This window comes from uncultured Allobosea sp. (genome assembly GCF_945956895.1).
Lineage (GTDB): Bacteria > Pseudomonadota > Alphaproteobacteria > Rhizobiales > Beijerinckiaceae > Allobosea.
Genome location: NZ_CAMFJF010000020.1, coordinates 18,699 through 39,994, shown reverse-complemented (window position 1 = coordinate 39,994; position 21,296 = coordinate 18,699). Strand labels below are relative to the sequence as shown.

The following is a 21,296-nucleotide window of genomic DNA, read 5'->3' as shown; positions in this document are numbered from 1 at the left end:
GCAGACCCGTCAAATCCGCCAGGGCAGGATGTTGTGCTGCCGGTTGCGGCCGATCAGGTCGAGCACCAGCATGACCGCGAGGATGACGGCGCAGGCGCTGACCGCCACCGCTGCGGCCTCGCCGGCAAGCCCGGCTTCCTTCAGGCTGAACAGCACGACGCCGAGCGTCTCGGTGCCCGAGGACCAGAGCAGGGCCGATACCGTCAGCTCGTTGAAGGCGACGAGGAAGACCATCAGCGCCGAGACGGCGGCAGCCGGCGCCAGGATCGGCGCGACGATGAAGCGCAGCATCTGCACGAGATTGGCGCCATCGAGCTTCGCCGCATCCTCGTGATGCGCCTCGATCTGGGCCATCGCCGCGACCGGCGCCTTCAGCGCCAGCGGCAGGAAGCGGGCGAGGTAGGCGAAAAGGATGATGAAGGGCGTGCCGTAAATGCTGACACCGAGCAATGGTAATGGCTTCAGGAAGATCAGGATGCAGGCGATGGCGAGCACGATGCCGGGCAGGGCATAGGGCAGTTCGATCATCAATTCGACGGCGCGCCGAAACTTGCCGAGCCGTCGTTCCAGCGCATAGGCGAAGACGATCGCGAGGGCGGCGAGGATCAGTGCGGCGCTCCCGGCGAAGAGGAGCGAATTGCGGAAGGCCCGCATGGTCACGGCCTGCCGGAACAGGACTTCCGTGAACTTGTCGAAGGTCAGCGTCTGCCAGGAGAGAGTGACGCCTAGCGCCGGCGTCAACGCTTCGCTGAGCAGGGCGAGCAGCGGCAGGCCGAGCTTCAGGGTGAGCAGCAGCCAGAGACCGGCCGCGACCAGCGGATGTGCCGAGCCGAGCAGCCAATACGGCTCGAGCGGGCGCTCGATCTCGACCTTGCCGCGCTGGTTGCGGGCGGCGAACGCGGCCGCGATGATGCCGAGCGCGGCGACGGCGCCGACCAGTACGGCGAGCGCCGCGGTCTCGCCGAGGCTCGACGGGCCGAAGCTCGACAGTCGGCGGTAGATCAGCGTCGGCAGCGTCAGGTAGTTCACGGGCAGGCCGAGCAGGGCGGGAATGCCGAAATTGCCGACGCCCGCGACGAAGGCGATGAGCCCTGCGGCGATGATCTGTGGCCGCAGCACCGGGATGACGATCCGCGCGGTGATGGTTGCGGGCGCGGCGCCTTCCATCTGCGCCGCCTCGACCAGCGATTGCGGGATGCTGCGCAAGCCGGTCCACAGCGTGATCGCGACGAGCGGCGCATGGTGCAGCGCCATGACGAGGATGATACCGCCGCGTCCGAGCAGCGGGTTCGGCGTCCCCGGCGGCGGCGCGAGGCCGATCAGCGAGAGGAACTGCGAGTTCGGCGCGAGCAGGCTGAGGAAAGCGAGCGCCGCCACCTGCGGCGCGATCATCATCGAGAACACGAAGGCGAAGGCGAGGGGACGCTTGCCGCTGATATCGGTGACGCCGAGCGCCAGCGCAGCGATGCCGCCGACAAGGAGCGCACCGAGCGCCGAGAACGAGGCCGTCTCCAGCGTGTGCCAGGTCGCGGTCACCGCCGCGCGGCTCGCCATCTCGGCGAAGGCCTCGCCCGGCGCGAACTGCCAGCCTGATGCAAATGCAGCCAGCGCCAGCCGGAAGAAGGGCAGGCCGCCGAGCAGCAGCGCGACCGCGACGACGAGCGCCGGCAGGCCCCAGCCTTCCGGCAGGCGGAAGCGCGGAGCCGGCGGGGCCGCGATCGCGGGCTCCCGCCGGCTGTTTCGGGCGATGGCCAGCGTCATGGCGCCGGCCGTCGCGACAACGGGGCCGCCATCACTCGAAGATCGTGCTGAAGCGCTTGCGGGTCGCGGTCTCCTCGATCAGCGCCTTGGCGGCGTCGAAGGCCATCAGCTTGATCGCGCTGCGGGCAGGGTAGCCGGCCGGCAGGGCAACATCCGGATGCGCCGCGACATAGCCCTGCTTCAACGCGAGCTCCTGGCCCTCCTTGGAGAGCAGGAAGTCGATGAAGGCCTTGGCGGCTTCCGGGTTCTTGCTGCTCTTCAGGATCGCGACCGGCTCGCTGACGGCGGAGACGCCCTCGCTCGGGAAGACGAACTCGACCGGCGCGCCCTTGGCCTTCTCGCGGATCGGCATGAAGTCGACGATCATGCCGTAGAGCTTCTCGCCGGTCGCGACCTGGCGCAGGATGTCGCCATTGGCGCCGGCCGCCAGCGTGCCGTTCTCCCTGAGCTTCTCGTAGAAATTCCAGCCGTCCTTGAGGTTGCTGGTCAGCGTGATCGTATGGATCAGCGCGGCGCCCGAGTTCAGCGGGCTCGGCATGGCGAGCTGGTTCTTCGCCTCCGGCTTGACGAGATCCGCCCAGCTCGCGGGCTTCATCGCGGCCTTGGTATTGTAGACGATGCCGGTGGTGATCAGCTTGGTCGCGAACCACATCTTCTGGGGATCGTGGATGCCTGCGGGATAGCCCGCGACATCCGCCTTGTCATGGGCGAGCAGGCGCCCGTCTTTCTTGAGACCTTCCATGGTCACGGCATCGGCGATCAGCAGCACGTCGGCCTGCGGCGCGCCGGCTTCGAACTCGGCCTTCAGCTTCGCCATGACGCGCGGCGTGCCGTCGCGCACGAAGGAGACATCGACCTTGGGGTATTTCGCCTTGAAGGCGTCGATCGTCTGCTGGGCATCGGTATTGGGCTGGCTGGTATAGAGCACCAGCTTGCCTTCCGCTGCGAGGACCTGCGGCGCGGCGGCGAGGCCGGCCGCGAGGATGAAGGCGCTCAGGGCCTTGCGCTGCATCTGGGAACTCCATCTCTTGATCGCGTCTGCGAGATGGCGCTGCCGGTAGCCGCGCCACATGACAGTTCCATGAAGCGGGCCGGGATCTCCCCGATCCGGCGCTGCGGTTTTCCGAGCCCTCATCCCGAGGAGCCGCGTCAGCGGCGTCTCGAAGGATGAGGGCTCGCGGAACGCGGGGAGATCGACCAGCCGCATGTCGAGAGGCGCTTGCGTACTCTGGAATTAGAAATACTATTTATCGAGGCTCGGCCGACTTGTTTCGTGCGGGGCTTTTCGATTAGGGTCGCGGCAAGACGATCACAAGGTCGCTTTAAAACGGTTTAAACGGGAGGATATCGGATGAAGCTGGTTCGGCATTTCGCCATGGGAACGGCTGTCGCGGCAGTTTTCGCAGGGTGGTCCGGCGCCGCCATGGCGCAGGAGACGCTGACGGCCTGGTTCACCAAGGGCTTCTACAAGGGCGAGGACGATGCGCTGCTCGCCGTCGTCGACAAATTCCAGAAGGCGACGGGCGTCAAGGTCGAGCTCTCGCTCTACGCCACCGAGGATTGCGTGACGAAATCGGTCGGCGCGGTCGATGCCGGCACGCCTCCCGATGTCGGCTTCTGCACCACCTATGATTTCCGCACCACCGGCAAATGGGCCTATGACGGCAAGCTCGAGGATGTCTCGGACGTGCTCGAGCCGCTCAAGGCCGACATCCAGCCGATGGCGCTCTCGACCACCTTCCTGATGAACGGCAAGGCCGGCAAAAAGTCATACTATGCCTTCCCGGTCGAGCAGCAGATGATGCACATCACCTACTGGAAGGACATGCTGGAGGAGGCCGGCTTCAAGGAGGCCGACATCCCGAAGACCTGGAACGGCTATTGGGACTTCTGGTGCGACAAGGTCCAGGGCGGGATGCGCGCCAAGGGCAAGCGCGTCTACGGCATCGGCCATCCGATGGGCATCGCCGCGTCCGACACCTTCTACTCGTTCCTGACCTTCGCCAACGCCTATAACGCCAAGGTCGTCGACGAGAACGGCAAGATCGTGCTCGACCAGCCCGAGAACAGGAAGGCGATGGTCGAGGCGGTGAAGTCCTACGCCAACGTCTTCCAGCGCGGCTGCACCCCGCCGTCCTCGGTGAACTGGCTGGACCCCGACAACAACGTCGCCTTCCACAACCGCACCACCGTCGCCACGCACAACGCCACGATCTCGATCGCCGGCAAGCACATGGACGACATGAACAACCCGGCGCTCACCGCCGAGCAGCGGGCGACGGCCAAGAAGAACTACGAGGACAACATCCGCACCGCCGAGTTCCCGCTCAAGGCGGACGGCAGCAAGATGACCAACCTCGCCGCCGTGAAGACCGCGGTGATCTTCGCCGATGCCAAGAACAAGAAGCGCGCCAAGGAGTTCATGGCCTTCTTCATGAAGGACGAGAACCTGCGCCCCTTCGTCGAGGGCTCGGCCGGCCGCTGGGTGCCGACGACGCTGAAGGCGATCGAGGCGCCGTTCTGGTCCGATGGCAAGGACCCGCATCGCGCGGTGGTCTACAAGCAGTACAAGGACGGAACGGTGCCGTTCCAGTTCGTCTACAACTACAATTTCACGACCGTGAACGCCGAGAACGTCTGGGCCAAGGCCGTGAACCGCGTGGTCCAGGACAAGATCCCGGCCGAGCAGGCCGTGGACGAGATGATCGCCCGCATCAAGCAGATCGCCGGCTGACACGCGCCTTCGTTGCGCTTGCGTCAACGACCCGCCGCGGCAAGGATTGCCGCGGCGTATCTTTCACTGGGTGACAAGAGCCTCTGACAAATCCGGAGAGTCCATGAGCACAGCCGCCATGACAGCGCCGCTTGCGGCACCGCGCGAGGATGCATCGGGGTTCACGCGCGACCGCGCGATGTGGGGGGCCATCATGCTGGCGCCCTATGTGCTCGTCTTCGCCGTCATGGTGGTCTATCCCGTCGCCTACGGCCTCTGGCTCGGCCTCAACTGGAACTCCTACCGGGCGCTCTTCGCCGATCCGATCTTCATCCGCACCGTCGTCAACACGATCGTCTTCCTGTTCGTGGCGGTGAACCTGAAATTCCTGATCGCGCTCGGGCTGTCGGGCTTCTTCGTGCAGCAGCGGCCCTGGATCCGCATCGTCCTGGTGCTGTTCATCCTGCCCTGGGCGGTGCCCTCGATCCCGACCATCCTGTCCTTCCGGGTGATGCTGAACCCCGAGAACGGCATGCTGAACCAGCAGCTCTTCCAGTGGTTCGGCATCATGGAGGGGCCGGGCTGGCTCACCGATCCGACGCTCGCCTTCATCTCATCGATCTTCGTCCATATCTGGAAGTCGCTACCGTTCTGGACGCTGATCCTGATCACCGGCCGGCTCGCCATCGCGGCGGACCTCTACGAGGCCGCGAGCGTCGACGGCGCCAATCGCTGGCAGCAGTTCCGCTTCATCACCTGGCCGTCGCTGGCGACGCTCTACGTCACCTCGACCATGCTCTCGATGATCTGGACGCTGGGCGACTTCAACAGCGTCTACCTGCTCACCGGCGGCGGGCCCGGCGATCTCAACCATGTGCTGGCGACGCTCGGCATCCGCTACATGCGCAACAACAATCTCGATCTCGGCATCGCCTCGATCATCGTCGCCATGCCGCTGATCCTGCCGATGGTCTTCGTGATGGTGAAGCGCCTGTCGAAGGGGCCGGACGCATGAAGAAGTTCCTCGACGAAGGCAAGCTGCTGCTGGTCGCGATCCCCGTCCTGGTCTGGACGCTGCTGCCGATCTATCACCTCTTCGTGCTCTCGATTTCCAACCAGGAATCGATGCTGGCGGGCAAGCTCTGGCCCGACCAGCCGACGCTGCAGAACTTCCAGATCGTCTTCGCCCAGCAGCACTACTACCTGCACAATTTCTGGCGGCAGATGTTCAACAGCTTCTTCATCGCGGTCGCGACGGGGCTGATCACGCTCTTCGTCGCCACCTTCGCGGCCTTCGCCATCGCGCGCCTCAAGGTCAAAGGCGGGCGCACGATCATGAACCTTGCGCTCGCGACCTATCTGATCCCGGCCGCCTTCCTCGCCATCCCCATGTACAAGGCGATGGGCTCTTATGGCTTGCTCAACACCCAGGCCTCGCTGATCCTCGCCATGGTCGCGCTGGCCTCTCCCTATGCGATCTGGGTGCTGAAGCAGGCCTCCGACAAGCTGCCGAAGGAGCTCGACGAAGCCGCCGTGATGGACGGCGCGACCTCGATCCAGCTCTTCCGGCTGGTCTATCTGCCGCTGATGAAGCCCTCGATGGTGGTGATCGGCATCTACGCGCTGCTGCTTGCCTGGAACGAGTATCTCTACGCCTTCCTGCTGCTCTCCTCGGAGAAGGCGGTTCCGCTGGCGGTGGGGCTCGGTCTTTTCCTCTCGGCCGACGATGCGCCCTGGAACCTGCTGATGGCGGCGGGCCTGCTCTATGCCATCCCGCCGGCGGCGATCTACTACCTGTTCCGTAAGAACATGGTCGGCGGCTTGACCTCGGGCGCGGTGAAGAGCTGAGGGTGGTTCGAATCGCCTTCCGGGAGAGGAGCAAGAGGCCTCCGGCAGGCTACGCGACATTCACTGATCGGGGATGGCCGGGTATCTCCCTTCTCCCCTTGCGGGAGAAGGTGCCGGCGGGCGGATGAGGGGGCGCGCGACATCGGCAATCCCGGCTCCCGTTGCGATACGCTCATCGGAGAAGGCGGCGCGACCCCTCATCCGGCCCTGCGGGCCACCTTCTCCCGCAAGGGGAGAAGGGAAGCTACGCTCTTCACTCGCGATCTGTGAATGCCGTAGCCTGGAAAGAGAGGGGATTCCCCCGCTTCCATCGCCATGACACGCAGCGTCAGCGCGCCGCATGGCAGGGCTGCTTCATCGCTCTCGCAATCGCAGCGAACAGGCGTCACAGTGACGCGTTACGATAAGAAGAAATGCCGAGGACCGAATTGATGACCGCCTCCAAGCTCGACCAGCTCCGCCAGGTGACCACCGTCGTCGCCGACACCGGCGATATCGAGGCCGTGCGTCGCCTGAAGCCTGTCGACTGCACCACCAATCCGACGCTGATCCTGAAGGCGGTGGAGACGCCGGCCTATGCGCATCTCGTCGACGAGGCGATCGGCTGGGGCAAGAAGCAGGGCGGCGGCGAGAAGGCGGTCCATGCCGTCTGCGACCGCCTCGCGGTGAGCTTCGGCGCGGAATTGACCAGGATCGTCCCCGGCCGCGTCTCGACCGAGGTCGATGCCGATCTCTCCTTCGACACGGACGCGACCATCGCGAAGGCCCGCGCCGTGATCGCCGCCTACAAGGAGCGCGGCGTCGAGAAGGACCGCATCCTCATCAAGATCGCCTCGACCTGGGAGGGGCTGCAGGCCGCCAAAGTGCTGCAGGGCGAGGGCATCGATTGCAACCTGACACTGCTCTTTGCACTGCCGCAGGCTGTTGCTGCGGCCGAGGCGAACGCCTTCCTCATCTCGCCCTTCGTCGGCCGTATCCTCGACTGGCACGTCAAGGCCGGTGGCGGCCCCTACACCGCCGAGACCGATCCCGGCGTCGTCTCGGTCAAGAGCATCTACGCCTATTACAAGGCTTTCGGCATCAAGACGGTCGTGATGGGTGCCTCCTTCCGCAACACCGGGGAGATCGAGGCTCTCGCTGGTTGCGACCGCCTGACCATCGGGCCGGGCCTGCTCGACGAGCTCGCCGCCGCGACCGGTGACCTGCCGCGCCGTCTCTCGCCGGCTTCGTCGCCGCAAATGGAGGGGGGCGTCAGCAGAAAGCTCGGCTTCGACGAGAAGGCCTTCCGCTTCGCGATGAACGAGGACGCCATGGCGACCGAGAAGCTGGCCGAAGGCATCCGCGGCTTCGTCAAGGATCTGCGCGGCCTGCGCAAGCTCGTTGCCGCAAAGCTCGGTTGAGGCGCTTCCAGCCGAGTTGGCTCGTGACGTGATCTGCCGCTTTGCGGCGGATCATTGACGAAGTCGTCACGCGGGCTTCTGATGGCTCCTGTCCTGACGGGTCGCATTGACTGTCGCGGCCCGCCCAACCGGAGTCGGCCATGACCACGCCTGCAGAATCCTCGCCTCGCTCGGGTTCCTCGCTCGCCACGCATCTCGTCCCGCTCCGGCGCAATTCGGGCTGGCTGCTGGCCGAGGGTATCGTGCTCGTCATTCTGGGCGTGCTGGGGCTGGGCGCCGTTGCGCTTCTCAGTCTCGCGAGCGCGATCTGGTTTGGCGCGATGATCTTCGTCGGAGGTATCGTGGTGCTGATCGATGCGTTCCGCCATCAGGGTTGGAGGAGCCGCCTCTGGCACATCCTGATCGGCGTGCTCTACGTCGCGGTCGGCGTGATGACCTTCGTCAATCCGCTGGTCACGACGGCTTCGCTGACGCTGCTGGCCGGTGCGGCCCTGGTCGCGACCGGCGTGCTGCGCCTTGTCGTCGCCTTCCAGAGCCGGGAATTGCCCGCCTGGGGCTGGGTCGCCTTCTCGGGCCTGCTGTCCTTGCTTCTGGGCGGCATGATCCTGGCGCAATGGCCGGCGTCCAGCCTGTGGGTGCTCGGCACCTTCCTGGCGGTCGAGCTGATCTTCCAGGGCTGGGCGGCAATCGCGCTGGCCCGCGCGATCCGGTCGACCTTCGACGGGGTGAAGCCGCGCTAAGGCCTACTCGCCGGCCTCGGCTGTCACGGCTGCCTTGGCCGGTGTGCTGAGGTTGCCGAAGCGGGCGCGCCCGCCGGCGGCAGCCGTCTGCAATTGCTGCTTCCAGCCCTTCGAATCGCTGCCGCCGAGCGCGACGAAATCGGCCGGGCGCGCCGCATCGGCATCGCGGCCCTGATAGACGAGCACGCCGCCGGCGGTGACGACGATGTCGCCGCGCCGGAGCGTCGGGTCCTTGAGATACCACTGCTTGTCGGCCTGGGGATCGAGCTGGACGATCGCCGGCTTGGGTTTCGAGGACACCTCCGGCGCCCGGGCACGCGGCGCGCGAACGCGCGGCTCGTCGTCATATTCGTAGATCGGGGACGCCCGCAGGCGCGGCCCACCGCCGAAGAAGGCGCGGGCGAGATCATCGAAGAAGCCGGCCGCCTGGGCGCCGGGAGCGGCCGAGAAGATGAGCGCTGCGGCCACTGCCCATCGCATCATTCCTGCTCGCGTCATCGCCTTGCCTCCCTGTCGTCGCCTTATCAACGACGAGTGGTCGCGAAAGGTTCGATCCGGGTTCACGAAAGCGGTTAAGAATCTTTCCCGGAGAACTCCGGCTTTCTCACATCTGCGTGTCTGCCTCTGCCGGTCGGCGGGAAGCTGCGCTTAATAAGGGTACGATCCGGCTGCCGAGGAGCCATGCCATGATGATGCGTGTGCTGCTTGTCGCGGCTCTGCTGGGGCCGCTCCCCGCTTCGGCATTCGCGCAGGAGAACTGGTCGCTGTCGAAAGGCGGCGGAGAGGTCGCTTTCGTGGCGCGCCATTTCGGCATCCAGACGGCAAGCGGCCGCTTCGGTACCGTCGACGGCACATTGGCGCTCGATTTCGATCGGCCGGAGCACAGCCGAATCAGGATGACGATCCAGACCGGGTCCTTGCGGACGGGGGCCGATCTCGTCGACGGCTTCATCAAGGGGCAGACGATGCTCGACGTCGCACACTATCCGGTCGCCAGCTTCGTGTCCCAGCAGGTGGTGCGGACCGGTGAGCGCAGCCTCTCGATCACGGGTCAGCTCACCATCCGCGGCGCCTCGCTGCCGGTCACAGTCACGGCTGTCGCCGAAAGCGATCCGGCGGGGCTGCGCGCGGGCGGCAATCTCCCCTTCCACGCCAATGCGAGCTTCTCGCGTGCGGCCTTCGGGATCGGCCGCGAGGTCAATATCGTCGACGATCAGGTCGAGATCGATATCAAGGGCGTGGTTTCGCGGTAGAGTGTGTTCCGTTCGGGGCGGATGGCGAAGACCGTCATTGCGAGGAGCGAAGTGACGAAGCAATCTAGGGGGACAGGGTTGAAGCGCTTCACCAAGTCCCCCTGGATTGCTTCGCTGCGCTCGCAATGACGGCATCCGATGCTCTGGGATATCCGGTGATGCACCCCCGCAACTGGCATCCGCTCATCGTCCTGCTGCATTGGGCGACGTTGCTGCTGATCCTGCTGCAATACGGGCTCTCCCGCCTGATGGGCGACGAGACGCGCGACCTGCTCTCCCGCTTCGCGCTCTACCAGTGGCACAAGTCCTTCGGCCTGACGCTCGCCGGACTCGTTCTGCTGCGCACCGCTGCCCGGCTTCTGTTGCCGGCGCCTGCGCCGCTCCCGATGCCGCGTTGGCAGCATGTTGCAGCCGCCGTCGTTCACGGCGGGCTTTACCTATGCCTGCTGGCCTTGCCGGTCACCGGCTTCCTGATGGCGGCGGCCGCGCCGATCCAGATCCCGACGCTGTTCTTCGGGCTGTTTTCCGTGCCGCATCCGATCGGCCCGGATCAGGCCGTCTACGATGCAATGCTGCGGGCGCATGCGACGCTGTTCGACATCCTGGCCGCGCTCGCCTTCATCCATGCAGGCGCGGCCCTGCTGCATCAATACGTCCTCCGGGACGGTCTGATGCGGCGGATGTGGTTTGGCCAGCCTTAGTGCAGGCCGATGCGTAACAGAGACGCGGCGTCATCCCGGACAAGCGGCGCAGCCGCGCAAATCCGGGATCCATCATAGAGCCCCGGAGCCCTCCGATGGATCCCGGGTCAAGCCCGGGATGACGGCGGGTTTCGAGGAAACCCAGTGACCCTTAGCCCTTCTTCTGCGCCGCGAAGGCCTCGGCCCGGATCGTCGAAAGCGACTTCGCCGGGGTGATCGCCTCGGGGTCGAGCAGGCAGTGGATGATCGCGGGCTTGCCGCTCTTCACCGCGCGCTCGAAGGCAGGAGCGAACTCCGAGGTCTTCTCGACCCGCTCGCCATGGCCGCCGAAGGCCTTGGCGTACGCCGCGAAATCCGGGTTCTTCAGCGTCGTCGCCGAGACGCGGCCGGGATATTCGCGCTCCTGATGCATGCGGATCGTGCCGTACATGCCGTTATCGACCACGACGACGATCACCGGCAGGTCGTACTGCACGGCCGTCGCGAAATCCTGGCCGTTCATCAGGAAACAGCCATCGCCGGCGAAGGCGATGACGGTGCGCTCCGGGAATATCCGCTTGGCGCCGATCGCCGCCGGCACGCCATAGCCCATCGAGCCGCAGGTGGGCGCGAGCTGCGTCGCGAATTTGTTGAAGCGGTGGAAGCGGTGCACCCAGGTCGCGTAGTTGCCGGCGCCGTTGCATAGGATGGCGTCGTCGGGGAGTTGGCTGCGCAGCCAGCGCACCATCTCGCCGGGATGGAACTCACCGGGCACGGGCGCCGGCTGCTCGCTCCAGGCGATATAGGCTTCATGCGCGGCAGCGCCGGCGCCCTTCCAGGCCGGGGCCTTCGGCGGCTCGATCGCATTGAGCGCGGCACAGAAGCCGGCCGGCGAGGCGTTGATCGCGAGCGTCGGGCGATAGACCCGGCCGAGCTCTTCCGGATCGGCATGGACATGGACCAGCGGCCGGCCCGGATTGGGAATGCCGAACAGGGTGTAGGACTGGCTCGGCATCTCCGAGAGGCGCCCGCCGACCAGCAGGACGAGGTCGCTCTCCTTGATGCGGGCGAGCAGCCTCGGGTTCGGGCCGATGCCGAGATCGCCGGCGAAGTTGGGGTGATCCGCCGGGAACAGCATCTGCCGGCGGAACGAGACCGCGACGGGCAGGTCGAAACGCTCGGCGAAGGCCTGGAAGTCGGCGATCGCCTCCGGGCTCCAGCGCGAGCCGCCGAGGATCGCGATCGGCGACTTGGCCACGGCGAAGCGCTTGGCGAGATCGGCCATCTGCGCCGGGGCGGGGTGCTGCTCGGTGACCTGATAGGGCTCGGCGTCGGCGACATCCGCGAGGTCGGTCAGCACGTCCTCGGGCAGCGCGATCACGACCGGGCCGGGGCGGCCGGAGGTCGCGACATGGAAGGCGCGGCTGATGATCTCGGGGATGCGCGCGGCATCGTCGATCTCGGTCGCCCATTTCGTCATCGTGCCAAAGACGGCGCGGTAGTCGAGCTCCTGGAAGGCCTCGCGCTCGCGCATGCTGCCGTCGATCTGGCCGACGAAGAGGATCAGCGGCGTCGAGTCCTGGTCGGCGATATGGATGCCGGGCGAGGCATTGGTCGCACCGGGGCCGCGCGTCACGAAGCAGATGCCGGGCTTGCCGGTGAGCTTGCCGGCGGCTTCCGCCATCATGCAGGCGCCGCCCTCGGCCCGGCAGATGGTGACCTTCATCGAGGCATCGTGCAGCGCGTCGAGCACGGCAAGATAGCTCTCGCCCGGCACGCAGAAGGCGTCGGTGGCGCCGTGGATCAGAAGCTGGTCGACGAGGATCTGCCCGCCAGTGCGATTAGCCATGCTGCGGCCCTCCCCAGGCCGGGTCGTTCAAAATGTCGTCGGCATGTTCGCCGAGCCGAGGGCTAGGCCGCCCTGCCACTTGCCGCACGCCGTTCATGACGATGGGCGAGGCGACGGTCGGAATGCTGCCCGCCTTCGCGGCCCCGCTCGGCAGGTCGACCCTGACGCCGCGTGCGATCACCTGCGGGTCGGCGAAGACCTCGCCGATATCGTTGATCGGCCCGGCCGGCACGCCGACCTTTTCGAGCCCGGCCAGCAGGTCGGCCTTGCTCTGGCGCCGGCAGAGCTCGTGCAGCCGGGCCGTCAGCGACACGCGGTTCTTCACGCGCGACTTGTTGTCGAGATAGTCGGGGTGGTCGGCCAGCGCCGGCTCGCCCAGCACCTCGCAGAGCTTGCGCCACTGCCCGTCATTGCCGGTCGCGATGATGATATGGCCGTCCGCGACCGGGAACACGTCATAAGGCACGATGTTCGGATGGGCGTTGCCGAGCCGCGGCGGCGGGTTGCCGCCGACGAGATAGTTCATCGCCTGGTTCCCGAGCACGGCGACCTGCGAGTCGAGCAGAGCGAGATCAAGCGTCGCGCCTTCGCCGGTGGCATCGCGCTGGCGCAAGGCCGAGAGGATGCCGACCGTGGCATAGAGCCCGGTATAGATGTCGGCGACCGCGTAACCCGCTTTCATCGGCGCGCCCGCCGGCTCGCCGGTGATCGACATCGCTCCGCCCATCCCCTGGACGAGGAAGTCGTAGCCGGCGCGCGGCGCATAGGGGCCGTCCTGCCCGAAGCCGGTGACCGAGCAATAGACGAGGCGCGGGAACTCCTTGCGCAGCGAGGCCGCGTCGAGACCGTATTTCGAGAGGCCGCCGACCTTGAAGTTCTCGATCACGACATCGGCATGGGCGGCGAGCCGCCGGACCAGCGCCTGTCCCTCAGGCGTGCGGAAATCGGCCGTGATCGAACGCTTGCCGCGATTGGCGGCGTGGAAATAGGCGGCGGAGAGATGCTCGTCGCCAGTGCCCTCGACGAAGGGCGGGCCCCATTTGCGGGTGTCGTCGCCCTCAGGCGCCTCGACCTTGACGACATCGGCGCCGAGATCGGCCAGGAGCTGGCCGATCCAGGGACCTGCGAGGATGCGCGCCAGTTCGAGGACGCGCAGGCCGGCGAGGGGAGAGGCGGAGGGCGTAGGAAGGGACATGAAGATAGCCTGAACGCCGTCATCCCGGGCTTGTCCCGGGATCCATCGAAGGGCCAATCCTTGGCAGGGATTCGGCTCTACGATGGATCCCGGCGCTCCGCTTCGCTGCGGCCGGGATGACGGGTGGGTTTCAGAAGAACGCCTGCAGGCCGGTGATCGCGCGGCCGAGGATCAGCGCGTGGACGTCATGTGTGCCCTCATAGGTGTTCACCGTCTCGAGGTTCGCGGCGTGACGCATCACCTGATACTCGATCTGGATGCCGTTGCCGCCATGCATGTCGCGGGCCTGGCGGGCGATGTCGAGCGCCTTGCCGCAATTGTTGCGCTTGACCAGCGAGATCATCTCCGGCGCCATCTTGCCGTCGTCGAGCAGGCGCCCGACACGGAGCGAGCCCTGCAAGCCGAGCGTGATCTCGGTCAGCATGTCCGCGAGCTTCTTCTGGTAGAGCTGCGTCTGGGCCAGCGGCTTGTTGAACTGCTTGCGGTCGAGCCCGTACTGGCGGGCGCGGTGGAAGCAATCCTCGGCGGCGCCCATCACGCCCCAGGAGATGCCGTAGCGGGCGCGGTTGAGGCAGCCGAACGGGCCCGACAGGCCCGAGACGTTCGGCAGCAGGTTCTCTTCGGGAACGATGACGCCGTCCATGACGACCTCGCCGGTGATCGAGGCGCGCAGCGAGAGCTTGCCGCCGATCTTCGGCGCGGAGAGGCCCTTCATGCCCTTTTCGAGGATGAAGCCGCGGATCTGGTTGTCATGCGCGGCCGATTTCGCCCAGACGACGAAGACGTCGGCGATCGGCGAGTTCGAGATCCACATCTTCGAGCCGGTCAGCTTGTAGCCGTCGGCGACCTTTTCGGCGCGGGTCTTCATGCCGCCGGGATCGGAGCCGGCATCCGGCTCGGTCAGGCCGAAGCAGCCGACCCATTCGCCGCTGCCCAGCTTCGGCAGGTACTTCTTGCGCTGCTCCTCGCTGCCATAGGCATAGATCGGGAACATCACCAGCGAGGACTGCACCGACATCATCGAGCGGTAGCCGGAGTCGATGCGCTCGACCTCGCGGGCGACGAGCCCGTAGGAGACGTAGTTGGCGCCGGCGCAGCCATATTCCTCGGGGACGGTGACGCCGAGCAGGCCGAGCTCGCCCATTTCGTTGAAGATCGAGCGATCGGTCTTCTCGTCGAGATAGGCGTCATGGATGCGGGGAGCGAGCTTCTCCTGCGCATAGGCGCGGGCCGTGTCGCGGATCAGCCGCTCGTCCTCGTTCAGCTGCTCGTCGAGCAGATAGGCATCGTCCCAGGTGAATTTCGCGAGCTTGTGGCTGCCGGCCATGGTGTTCGTCTCCCTCAGATTCCAGAACCGTCATTCTGGCGCTTCGCGGAGCGAAGAGCCCGGAATCCAGAACCGCGGAACAGAAACCAGATCAGTGGAACGGTTCGCCCCTCTTGAAGAGGGCATCGGTTCTGGGTTCCGGGCTCGGGCCTTCGGCCCGCCCCGGAATGACGGCGGTGTTTCCTTATCTACCGATCACGCATCCACGTCGAAGCTGACGCCCTGCGCCAGCGGCAGCGTGGTGCCGTAGTTCAGCGTGTTGGTGGCGCGGCGCATATAGGCCTTCCAGGCGTCCGAGCCGGCCTCGCGGCCGCCGCCCGTCTCCTTCTCGCCGCCGAACGCGCCGCCGATCTCGGCGCCCGAGGGGCCGATATTGACGTTGGCGATGCCGCAATCCGAACCCTCGTCGGAGACGAAGAGCTCGGCCTCGCGCATGTTCAGCGTGAAGATCGAGGAGGACAGGCCCGCGCCAACGGCGTTCTGGATCGCGATCGCCTCGTCGATGGACTTGTACTTCATCACGTAGAGGATCGGGGCGAAGGTCTCGCGCTCGACCGGGCCGCACTGCCTGGGCATCTCGACCAGGGCCGGGCGGACATAGAAGCCGCCGGAGCCGACATCGACCTTCTCGCCACCATGGACCTTGCCGCCCTCGGCCTTGGCCTCGGAGAGCGCCTTCTGCATGCCCTGATAGGCGGCCTCGTCGACCAGCGGGCCGACCAGCACGCCGGCCTCGCGGGGATCGCCGATCTTCACGCTAGCATAGACCTTGGCGAGCTTCGGCACGAGCGCGTCATAGACGCTTTCATGCACGATCAGGCGGCGCAAAGTGGTGCAGCGCTGGCCGGCGGTGCCCATCGCCGCGAAGGCGATGCCGCGCAGCGCGATGTCGAGATCGGCCGAAGGGGCGACGATTGCGGCGTTGTTGCCGCCGAGTTCGAGGATGGCGCGGGCGAAGCGCGCGGCCAGCTTCTGGCCGACTTCCTTGCCCATGCGGGTCGAGCCGGTGGCCGAGACGACCGGAACGCGATGGTCCTGGACGAGGATGTCGCCGAGCTCGCGGCCGCCGACGAGGACCTCGGAGAGGCCGATCGGAGCTTCCGAACCAAAGCGCTTCATCGTCTTCTCGACGATGGCCTGCACGGCGAGCGCGGTCAGTGGGGTCTTCTCGGAGGGTTTCCAGACGACGCTGTCGCCGCAGACGAAGGCGAGTGCCGCGTTCCAGCACCAGACCGCGACCGGGAAGTTGAAGGCCGAGATTACGCCCACGACGCCGATCGGATGCCAGGTCTCCATCATGCGATGGTTCGGGCGCTCGGTGGCGATGGTCAGGCCGTAGAGCTGGCGCGACAGGCCGACGGCGAAGTCGCAGATGTCGATCATCTCCTGAACCTCGCCGAGGCCTTCGGAGGTGACCTTGCCGGCTTCGAGCGTCACCAGCAGGCCGAGATCGGCTTTCGCGGCGCGCAGTTCCTCGCCGAGCAGGCGGACGAACTCGCCGCGACGCGGCGCCGGCACCTTGCGCCAGGCGAGATAGGCGGACTGGGCCCGGCCGATCGCGGCCTCGGCTTCGGCCGGCGAGGTCTCGCGCAGCGTCACGACGGTCTCGCCGGTGATCGGCGAGCCGGCCGAGAGGCCTGCATCGGCATAGGCGCTTTCGGAGACGCCGAGGCGCTTGAGCAGGGCGAGCGTGTCTTTCGGCAGGGATGTGGCCATCTGTGTCTTCCAGCGGTCGCGAGCGGGAGCCAAAGGGCGCATGCCCTGGGGCGCATGACATAAAAGCGCGGGAACCGGAGGCCGCCGCGCTTGAGGCCGGAACAATGCCCTCTTTCATGGCGCGACGGCAACCGATATGTTCTCACGACTTGATGAGAATTAATCATGGATGATGCGCTCGTTCCCGGTCGCCTCTCGGTGCCCTCGCTGTCGTCACTCGCCGCCTTCGAGGCGGCGGCCCGGCATGGCAGTTTCACGCGCGCGGCGGAGGAACTGAACCTGACGCAGGGCGCGGTCAGCCGGCAGGTCGCGCATCTGGAAAAGGTGCTCGGCGTCAGCCTGTTCGAGCGTGTGAAGAAGCGCGTCAGCCTGACGGCGGCGGGTGCAGCCTATGCCAACGATATCCGCGACGGCCTGTCTCGTCTTGCCGCCGCGACCGTCTCTGCCATGGCCTTCCGCGGTGCCGCGGGCGTGCTCAATCTCGCGACCCTGCCGACCTTCGGCACGCGCTGGCTGATTCCGCGCCTGCCGCGCTTCACCGAAGCGCATCCCGGCATCACCATCAATTTCACCACGCGGCTGGTGCCCTTCGATTTCGCCCGCGAGCAGGTCGACGCCGCCGTGCATTTCGGTGCCGAGAACTGGCCGGGCGCGCGGCTTCATCGCCTGATGGGCGAGGAGGTCGTGCCGGTCGCGGCGCCCTCGCTGCTGGCGCGCGTCGGCATCACGGAGGCAGCCGACATGCTGCGGGCGCCGCTGCTGCAGCAATCGACCCGGCCGCGCGCCTGGGCGAACTGGCTGGAGCAGCAGGGGCTCGCGCCGGAGCGAGCCTTGATGGGGCCGCGCTTCGAGCAGTTCGCGATGATCGCGCAGGCGGCAGTGGCGGGCCTCGGGCTCGCCATCGTGCCGCGTTTCCTGGTCGAGGAGGAATTGCGCTCTGGCGCCCTCGTCATCCCCATCGACCGGCCCGTGACCGGCAAGGACGGCTACTACCTCGTCTATCCCGAGGAGAAGGCTAATCTGCCGACCGTGATCGCCTTTCGTGATTGGCTGCTCGGGGAATGCGCGCCGCCGAATTGAAGCGCCTCTCGACAAGCGCCTCGCGCTCGTTCATTCATGCGCGAAATTCACCAACCCGGCTTTTCCATCGAAGCCGGCTGCGCGAGGCCTGCCATGCCGCCCGTCTCCGAAAGCGCCGATGTCGTGATCTGTGGAGGCGCCGCGATCGGCTCCTCCGTCGCCTATCATCTCGCCGCAGATCCCGGCTTCACGGGTAAGGTCTTGGTGATCGAGAAGGACCCGACCTACCGCTTCTCGGCCTCGGCGCTCTCGGCCGCCTCGATCCGCCAGCAGTTTTCGAGCGCGGTGAATATCCGCATCTCGCTCTTCGGCATCGATTTCCTGCGCAATATCGGGAAGCATCTCGCTGTTGATGGCGAGGTTCCGGCCATCGACCTGCATGAGGGCGGCTATCTCTATCTCGCCAGCGAAGCGGGTGCGCCGATCCTGGAGGCCAACCAGAAGCTGCAGGCAGCCGAGGGCGCCGATATCGCGCTCTACGATCCCACGACGCTGAAGCAGCGCTTCTCCTGGCTCAATACCGAGGATCTCGCCTGCGGCACCTTCGGCGTGAGCGGTGAGGGCTGGTTCGACGGCTGGGCGCTGCTCCAGGCTTTTCGCAAGAAGGCGCGCAGCCTCGGCGTCGAGTATCGGCAGGGCGAGGTCGCCGGCTATGTCACCGAAGGCGGCCGTGTCACTGCGGTCGAGCTCGCCGATGGCAGCCGCATCGCCTGCGGCGCCGTGGTCAATGCCAGCGGCACCCATGGCGCAAAGCTCGCCGCGACGGCAGGTGTCGCAATCCCGGTGAAGTCGATGAAGCGCTATGTCTTCTCCTTCACCTGCAAGGGCGATGTCGATGGCTGCCCGCTCCTGATCGACACGACTGGCGCCTGGTGCCGGCAGGAGGGCAAGCGCACGGCGGAAGGCCAGCTCTTCATCGGCAGCTGCTCGCCTCTGACGCCGGAGCAGGATGTCGAATGGATCGAGACCGATCCCGCCGCCGAGGATGTCGACTGGAGTTTCTTCGAGGAGGTGGTCTGGCCTGCGCTCGCCACCCGCATCCCGGCTTTCGAGCAGATCAAGCCCGGCCGCGCCTGGGCCGGGCCCTACGACATGTGCGGGCTCGACCATAACGCCATCGTCGGCCCTGCTGTCGGTCTGCCGAACCTCTATCTCGCCAACGGCTTCTCGGGCCATGGCCTGCAGCAATCGCCGGCTGTGGGGCGCGGGCTTGCCGAGCATATCGCGCATGGCCGCTATCGCTCGCTCGATCTTGCCGATCTCGGCCACGAGCGCATCGTTGCGAACCGGCCGCTCAAGGAGGCCAACGTCATCTGACGAGGAGGCTGCCATGGTCGATCCCGCTTTCGTCCAGACCATGGCCCGCTACAATGCCTGGCAGAACCGCAGCCTGATGGCGGCTGCGGACGGCTTGACCGACGAGGCGCGCAAGCTCGATCGCGGCGCCTTCTTCAAGTCGATCCACGGCACTTTCAATCATGTGCTCTGGGGCGATGAGACCTGGCTCAGCCGCCTCGCCGGCAGCGAGAAGCCCTCTGTCGGCGGGCGCGACTCGGCGGTTTATTTCGATGGCTGGGCACAGTTCTGCGCGCGCCGGCGCCAGCGCGACCAGTTCATTCTCGACTGGGCCGAAAGCGTTACGGCCGATTGGCTGCGCGGCACGTTGATCTGGTACTCACGCGCGGCCGGCCGCGAAATGGGCAGGCCGCGTGCCTTCGTGATCGCCCATTTCTTCAACCACCAGACCCATCACCGAGGCCAGATCCATGCGATGCTGACGGCGGCGGGAGCAAAGCCTGACGATACCGACCTCTTCCTGGTCGACGAGGTGCGGTAAGAGGGCCTTGCATGGCCGTTCCCATGACGCAGCCGATTGCCGGTTCTCGCGATCCATGGTCCAAGCGCTGAGTTCCGCCGGAGCGCTTCGCATGCCCGAGACGACGACCCTCATCACCTTCTCGCTGATCGCGCTCGGCATGGTGCTGACGCCCGGCCCCAACATGATCTACCTGATTTCGCGCTCGATCGCGCAGGGCAGGGGCGCCGGGCTGATCTCGCTGGGCGGCGTCATCCTCGGCTTCTTCGTCTACATGTTCTGCGCCGCCTTCGGCATCACCGCGCTGCTCTTCGCCGTTCCCTATGCCTATGACGTGCTGAGACTCGGCGGCGCGGCCTATCTGCTCTGGCTTGCCTGGCAGGCGGTGCGGCCGGGCGGGCGCTCGCCCTTTCATGTCCGCGATTTGCCCCATGACGGGCCGCGCAAGCTCTTCGCGATGGGCTTCCTGACCAGCCTGCTCAATCCGAAGATCGCGATGTTCTATCTCGCGCTCCTGCCTCAATTCATCGACCCGGCCGCCGGCCATGTGCTGAGCCAATCGGTCGTGCTCGGCTTTGTTCAGATCGCGATCAGTGGCAGCGTCAACGCCCTGATCGCGACGGCAGCCGGCAGCGTCGCGCTGTTCCTGAAGACGCGACCCTTCTGGTCGCTGGTGCAGCGCTGGCTGATGGGCACGGTGCTCGCCGGCTTCGCCTTGCGCATGGCGATGGAAGCGCGGCGCTAGCCACTCGGGATGTCGACGCTCGAAACCGCATCGAAAACGCCTCGACCGGGCTTGCCGGACCTGTTCACCGGCTTTCTCAAGATCGGCCTGATGGGGTTCGGCGGCGTCGGGCCGGTAGCGCGCCATATCATCGTCAGCGAGCGCAACTGGCTCGACGATCGCGGCTATGCCGAACTGATGGGCATCTGCCAGGCGCTGCCCGGCGCGAACACCGTCAATGCCGCCGTAATGCTGGGCGACCGCTTCCGTGGCGGGATCGGCGCACTGACCTGCGTCTTCGCGCTGATGGCGATGCCGCTGCTCTGCCTGGTCGCGCTCGCGAACGGCTATGACGCCGTCTCCGGCCATCCCCTGGCGCAGGTCGCGCTGACCGGCGCCGCCGCCAGCGCCGCCGGGCTGATCCTCGGCACTGCTTTGCGGCTCTTGACGAAGGCCGGCCTCGCGCGCTGGGCCTGGATCATGGCCGGGGCCGCCTTCGTCGCGGTCGGCCTGCTGCGCTTGCCGATGCTGTCAACCTTGCTGGTGCTCGTGCCGCTCGGGCTGGTCGCGGCGACGCTGGGAGCGCGGCGTATCTGATGGAACGCGGCATCTACTTCCAGCTGATCGTCACCTTCGGCACGATCTCGCTGATGGCGATCGGCGGCGCCAATGCCGTGGTGCCGGAAATCCACCGCCAGGTCGTCGATATCCTCGCCTGGATGGATGCGCCGACCTTCGCCCGCCTCTTCGCCATCGCGCAGACGGCACCCGGCCCCAATATCATGCTCGGCAGCGTCATCGGTTGGCATGTCGCCGGCGCGACCGGCCTGCTCGTCGCGACGACGGCACTCCTGCTGCCCTCCTGCCTGCTGGCGCTCGCCTCCAGCCGCGGCCTGCAGCGCTTCGGGGGCAGCCGCCTCGTCCGGATCGTTACGCTCGCACTGGTGCCGATCGCACTCGGCCTGATGCTGGCGAGCGGCGTGGTCGCGACACTTGCCGCCGATGCCGGCCTCGTCGGCTATGCGATCACGGCGGCGACCGCGCTCGTGACCTATCGCTCGAAGGTCAATCCGCTTGTGCCGATGGCGATCGGGACGCTTGCCTATGCCCTGGCCTGGTCTGTCGGCATCGCCTGATTTGCATGCCGAAAGGACGAAGCGTCGAGGCCATGCGCCGCATGAATGGCATAGTTGG

Annotated in this window: 20 protein-coding genes; 13 read left to right on the top strand and 7 right to left on the bottom strand. The window is 66.5% G+C overall.

Annotation, left to right across the window (positions count from 1 at the left end; all coding sequences use genetic code 11):
* Nucleotides 1–9: 9 nt before the first annotated feature.
* The gene (locus tag Q0Q02_RS13220; protein ID WP_293810096.1) at nt 10–1,761 is read right to left on the bottom strand and encodes an iron ABC transporter permease; all 1,752 of its coding nucleotides are present in this window, start codon (nt 1,759–1,761) and stop codon (nt 10–12) included.
* A gap of 31 nt (nt 1,762–1,792) precedes the next feature.
* The gene (locus tag Q0Q02_RS13215) at nt 1,793–2,773 is read right to left on the bottom strand and encodes an ABC transporter substrate-binding protein (protein ID WP_293810094.1); all 981 of its coding nucleotides are present in this window, start codon (nt 2,771–2,773) and stop codon (nt 1,793–1,795) included.
* A 339-nt stretch (nt 2,774–3,112) separates the two neighbouring features.
* Between Q0Q02_RS13215 and Q0Q02_RS13210 the strand changes: the two genes are divergently transcribed.
* The 5 genes from Q0Q02_RS13210 (at nt 3,113) to Q0Q02_RS13190 (ending at nt 8,462) form a co-directional block, all read left to right on the top strand.
* Nucleotides 3,113–4,495, top strand: a complete 1,383-nt coding sequence (locus Q0Q02_RS13210; RefSeq protein WP_293810092.1) for an ABC transporter substrate-binding protein — start codon at nt 3,113–3,115, stop codon at nt 4,493–4,495.
* A 118-nt stretch (nt 4,496–4,613) separates the two neighbouring features.
* The gene (locus Q0Q02_RS13205; protein ID WP_367275035.1) at nt 4,614–5,489 is read left to right on the top strand and encodes a carbohydrate ABC transporter permease; all 876 of its coding nucleotides are present in this window, start codon (nt 4,614–4,616) and stop codon (nt 5,487–5,489) included.
* Nucleotides 5,486–6,322, top strand: a complete 837-nt coding sequence (locus Q0Q02_RS13200) for a carbohydrate ABC transporter permease (RefSeq protein ID WP_293810088.1) — start codon at nt 5,486–5,488, stop codon at nt 6,320–6,322. Before Q0Q02_RS13205 ends, Q0Q02_RS13200 begins: the two co-directional genes overlap by 4 nt.
* A gap of 431 nt (nt 6,323–6,753) precedes the next feature.
* A complete protein-coding gene (tal, locus tag Q0Q02_RS13195) occupies nt 6,754–7,722 on the top strand; it encodes a transaldolase (RefSeq protein ID WP_293810087.1) in 969 nt (322 codons plus the stop codon).
* Nucleotides 7,723–7,862: 140 nt separating this feature from the next.
* Complete coding sequence (locus Q0Q02_RS13190; protein WP_293810086.1) at nt 7,863–8,462, top strand: HdeD family acid-resistance protein; 600 nt, start codon at nt 7,863–7,865, stop codon at nt 8,460–8,462.
* Between the two features lie 3 nt (nt 8,463–8,465).
* On the opposite strand, the gene Q0Q02_RS13185 is transcribed toward Q0Q02_RS13190, so the two are convergent.
* Complete coding sequence (locus Q0Q02_RS13185) at nt 8,466–8,930, bottom strand: hypothetical protein (protein WP_293810084.1); 465 nt, start codon at nt 8,928–8,930, stop codon at nt 8,466–8,468.
* 218 nt (nt 8,931–9,148) lie between these two features.
* On the opposite strand from Q0Q02_RS13185, the gene Q0Q02_RS13180 reads away from it, so the two are divergent.
* Together Q0Q02_RS13180 and Q0Q02_RS13175 are read left to right on the top strand one after the other, a co-directional pair.
* On the top strand, nt 9,149–9,715 hold the full coding sequence (locus tag Q0Q02_RS13180) for a YceI family protein (protein WP_293810082.1): 567 nt from the start codon (nt 9,149–9,151) through the stop codon (nt 9,713–9,715).
* Between the two features lie 158 nt (nt 9,716–9,873).
* Nucleotides 9,874–10,416 (top strand): cytochrome b, encoded by a 543-nt coding sequence (locus Q0Q02_RS13175; protein WP_293810080.1) that lies wholly within the window; start codon nt 9,874–9,876, stop codon nt 10,414–10,416.
* Between the two features lie 151 nt (nt 10,417–10,567).
* On the opposite strand, the gene Q0Q02_RS13170 is transcribed toward Q0Q02_RS13175, so the two are convergent.
* The 4 genes from Q0Q02_RS13170 to Q0Q02_RS13155 all read right to left on the bottom strand — a co-directional run bounded on the left by Q0Q02_RS13170 (nt 10,568) and on the right by Q0Q02_RS13155 (nt 16,482).
* The gene (locus Q0Q02_RS13170) at nt 10,568–12,244 is read right to left on the bottom strand and encodes a thiamine pyrophosphate-binding protein (RefSeq protein ID WP_293810079.1); all 1,677 of its coding nucleotides are present in this window, start codon (nt 12,242–12,244) and stop codon (nt 10,568–10,570) included.
* Nucleotides 12,237–13,439 (bottom strand): CaiB/BaiF CoA-transferase family protein, encoded by a 1,203-nt coding sequence (locus tag Q0Q02_RS13165; RefSeq protein ID WP_293810077.1) that lies wholly within the window; start codon nt 13,437–13,439, stop codon nt 12,237–12,239. Before Q0Q02_RS13165 ends, Q0Q02_RS13170 begins: the two co-directional genes overlap by 8 nt.
* 130 nt (nt 13,440–13,569) lie before the next feature.
* A complete protein-coding gene (locus Q0Q02_RS13160) occupies nt 13,570–14,766 on the bottom strand; it encodes an acyl-CoA dehydrogenase (protein ID WP_089176658.1) in 1,197 nt (398 codons plus the stop codon).
* Between the two features lie 195 nt (nt 14,767–14,961).
* Nucleotides 14,962–16,482, bottom strand: coding sequence for an aldehyde dehydrogenase family protein (locus Q0Q02_RS13155; protein WP_293810074.1), 1,521 nt, complete (start codon nt 16,480–16,482; stop codon nt 14,962–14,964).
* Nucleotides 16,483–16,647: 165 nt separating this feature from the next.
* Here Q0Q02_RS13155 and gcvA point away from each other — a divergent pair, with 165 nt between their 5' ends.
* The 6 genes from gcvA (at nt 16,648) to Q0Q02_RS13125 (ending at nt 21,238) form a co-directional block, all read left to right on the top strand.
* Nucleotides 16,648–17,562: a transcriptional regulator GcvA gene (gene gcvA / locus Q0Q02_RS13150; RefSeq protein ID WP_293810072.1), complete on the top strand. Its 915-nt coding sequence runs from the start codon at nt 16,648–16,650 to the stop codon at nt 17,560–17,562.
* A 93-nt stretch (nt 17,563–17,655) separates the two neighbouring features.
* Nucleotides 17,656–18,879: an FAD-binding oxidoreductase gene (locus Q0Q02_RS13145; protein ID WP_293810070.1), complete on the top strand. Its 1,224-nt coding sequence runs from the start codon at nt 17,656–17,658 to the stop codon at nt 18,877–18,879.
* A 13-nt stretch (nt 18,880–18,892) separates the two neighbouring features.
* On the top strand, nt 18,893–19,399 hold the full coding sequence (locus Q0Q02_RS13140) for a DinB family protein (protein WP_293810068.1): 507 nt from the start codon (nt 18,893–18,895) through the stop codon (nt 19,397–19,399).
* Between the two features lie 91 nt (nt 19,400–19,490).
* Nucleotides 19,491–20,123 carry a LysE family translocator gene (locus Q0Q02_RS13135; protein ID WP_293810066.1) on the top strand — a complete coding sequence of 211 codons (633 nt, stop codon included), beginning with the start codon at nt 19,491–19,493 and terminating at the stop codon, nt 20,121–20,123.
* A 51-nt stretch (nt 20,124–20,174) separates the two neighbouring features.
* Nucleotides 20,175–20,699: a chromate transporter gene (locus Q0Q02_RS13130; protein WP_293810064.1), complete on the top strand. Its 525-nt coding sequence runs from the start codon at nt 20,175–20,177 to the stop codon at nt 20,697–20,699.
* Complete coding sequence (locus Q0Q02_RS13125; RefSeq protein ID WP_293810062.1) at nt 20,699–21,238, top strand: chromate transporter; 540 nt, start codon at nt 20,699–20,701, stop codon at nt 21,236–21,238. Before Q0Q02_RS13130 ends, Q0Q02_RS13125 begins: the two co-directional genes overlap by 1 nt.
* The last annotated feature ends 58 nt before the right edge of the window (nt 21,239–21,296 follow it).

Excerpts from the sequence above, each read along its gene's own strand:
- Q0Q02_RS13145 (WP_293810070.1), top strand. The coding sequence starts at position 17,656 with ATGCCGCCCGTCTCCGAAAGCGCCGATGTCGTGATCTGTGGAGGCGCC.
- Q0Q02_RS13135 (WP_293810066.1), top strand. The coding sequence starts at position 19,491 with ATGCCCGAGACGACGACCCTCATCACCTTCTCGCTGATCGCGCTCGGC.
- Q0Q02_RS13125 (WP_293810062.1), top strand. The coding sequence starts at position 20,699 with ATGGAACGCGGCATCTACTTCCAGCTGATCGTCACCTTCGGCACGATC.
- Q0Q02_RS13180 (WP_293810082.1), top strand. The coding sequence starts at position 9,149 with ATGATGATGCGTGTGCTGCTTGTCGCGGCTCTGCTGGGGCCGCTCCCC.
- tal (WP_293810087.1), top strand. The coding sequence starts at position 6,754 with ATGACCGCCTCCAAGCTCGACCAGCTCCGCCAGGTGACCACCGTCGTC.
- Q0Q02_RS13210 (WP_293810092.1), top strand. The coding sequence starts at position 3,113 with ATGAAGCTGGTTCGGCATTTCGCCATGGGAACGGCTGTCGCGGCAGTT.
- Q0Q02_RS13215 (WP_293810094.1), bottom strand. The coding sequence starts at position 2,773 with ATGCAGCGCAAGGCCCTGAGCGCCTTCATCCTCGCGGCCGGCCTCGCC.
- gcvA (WP_293810072.1), top strand. The coding sequence starts at position 16,648 with ATGGATGATGCGCTCGTTCCCGGTCGCCTCTCGGTGCCCTCGCTGTCG.
- Q0Q02_RS13205 (WP_367275035.1), top strand. The coding sequence starts at position 4,614 with ATGACAGCGCCGCTTGCGGCACCGCGCGAGGATGCATCGGGGTTCACG.
- Q0Q02_RS13160 (WP_089176658.1), bottom strand. The coding sequence starts at position 14,766 with ATGGCCGGCAGCCACAAGCTCGCGAAATTCACCTGGGACGATGCCTAT.
- Q0Q02_RS13190 (WP_293810086.1), top strand. The coding sequence starts at position 7,863 with ATGACCACGCCTGCAGAATCCTCGCCTCGCTCGGGTTCCTCGCTCGCC.
- Q0Q02_RS13165 (WP_293810077.1), bottom strand. The coding sequence starts at position 13,439 with ATGTCCCTTCCTACGCCCTCCGCCTCTCCCCTCGCCGGCCTGCGCGTC.
- Q0Q02_RS13220 (WP_293810096.1), bottom strand. The coding sequence starts at position 1,761 with ATGACGCTGGCCATCGCCCGAAACAGCCGGCGGGAGCCCGCGATCGCG.
- Q0Q02_RS13170 (WP_293810079.1), bottom strand. The coding sequence starts at position 12,244 with ATGGCTAATCGCACTGGCGGGCAGATCCTCGTCGACCAGCTTCTGATC.
- Q0Q02_RS13175 (WP_293810080.1), top strand. The coding sequence starts at position 9,874 with ATGCACCCCCGCAACTGGCATCCGCTCATCGTCCTGCTGCATTGGGCG.
- Q0Q02_RS13140 (WP_293810068.1), top strand. The coding sequence starts at position 18,893 with ATGGTCGATCCCGCTTTCGTCCAGACCATGGCCCGCTACAATGCCTGG.
- Q0Q02_RS13155 (WP_293810074.1), bottom strand. The coding sequence starts at position 16,482 with ATGGCCACATCCCTGCCGAAAGACACGCTCGCCCTGCTCAAGCGCCTC.
- Q0Q02_RS13200 (WP_293810088.1), top strand. The coding sequence starts at position 5,486 with ATGAAGAAGTTCCTCGACGAAGGCAAGCTGCTGCTGGTCGCGATCCCC.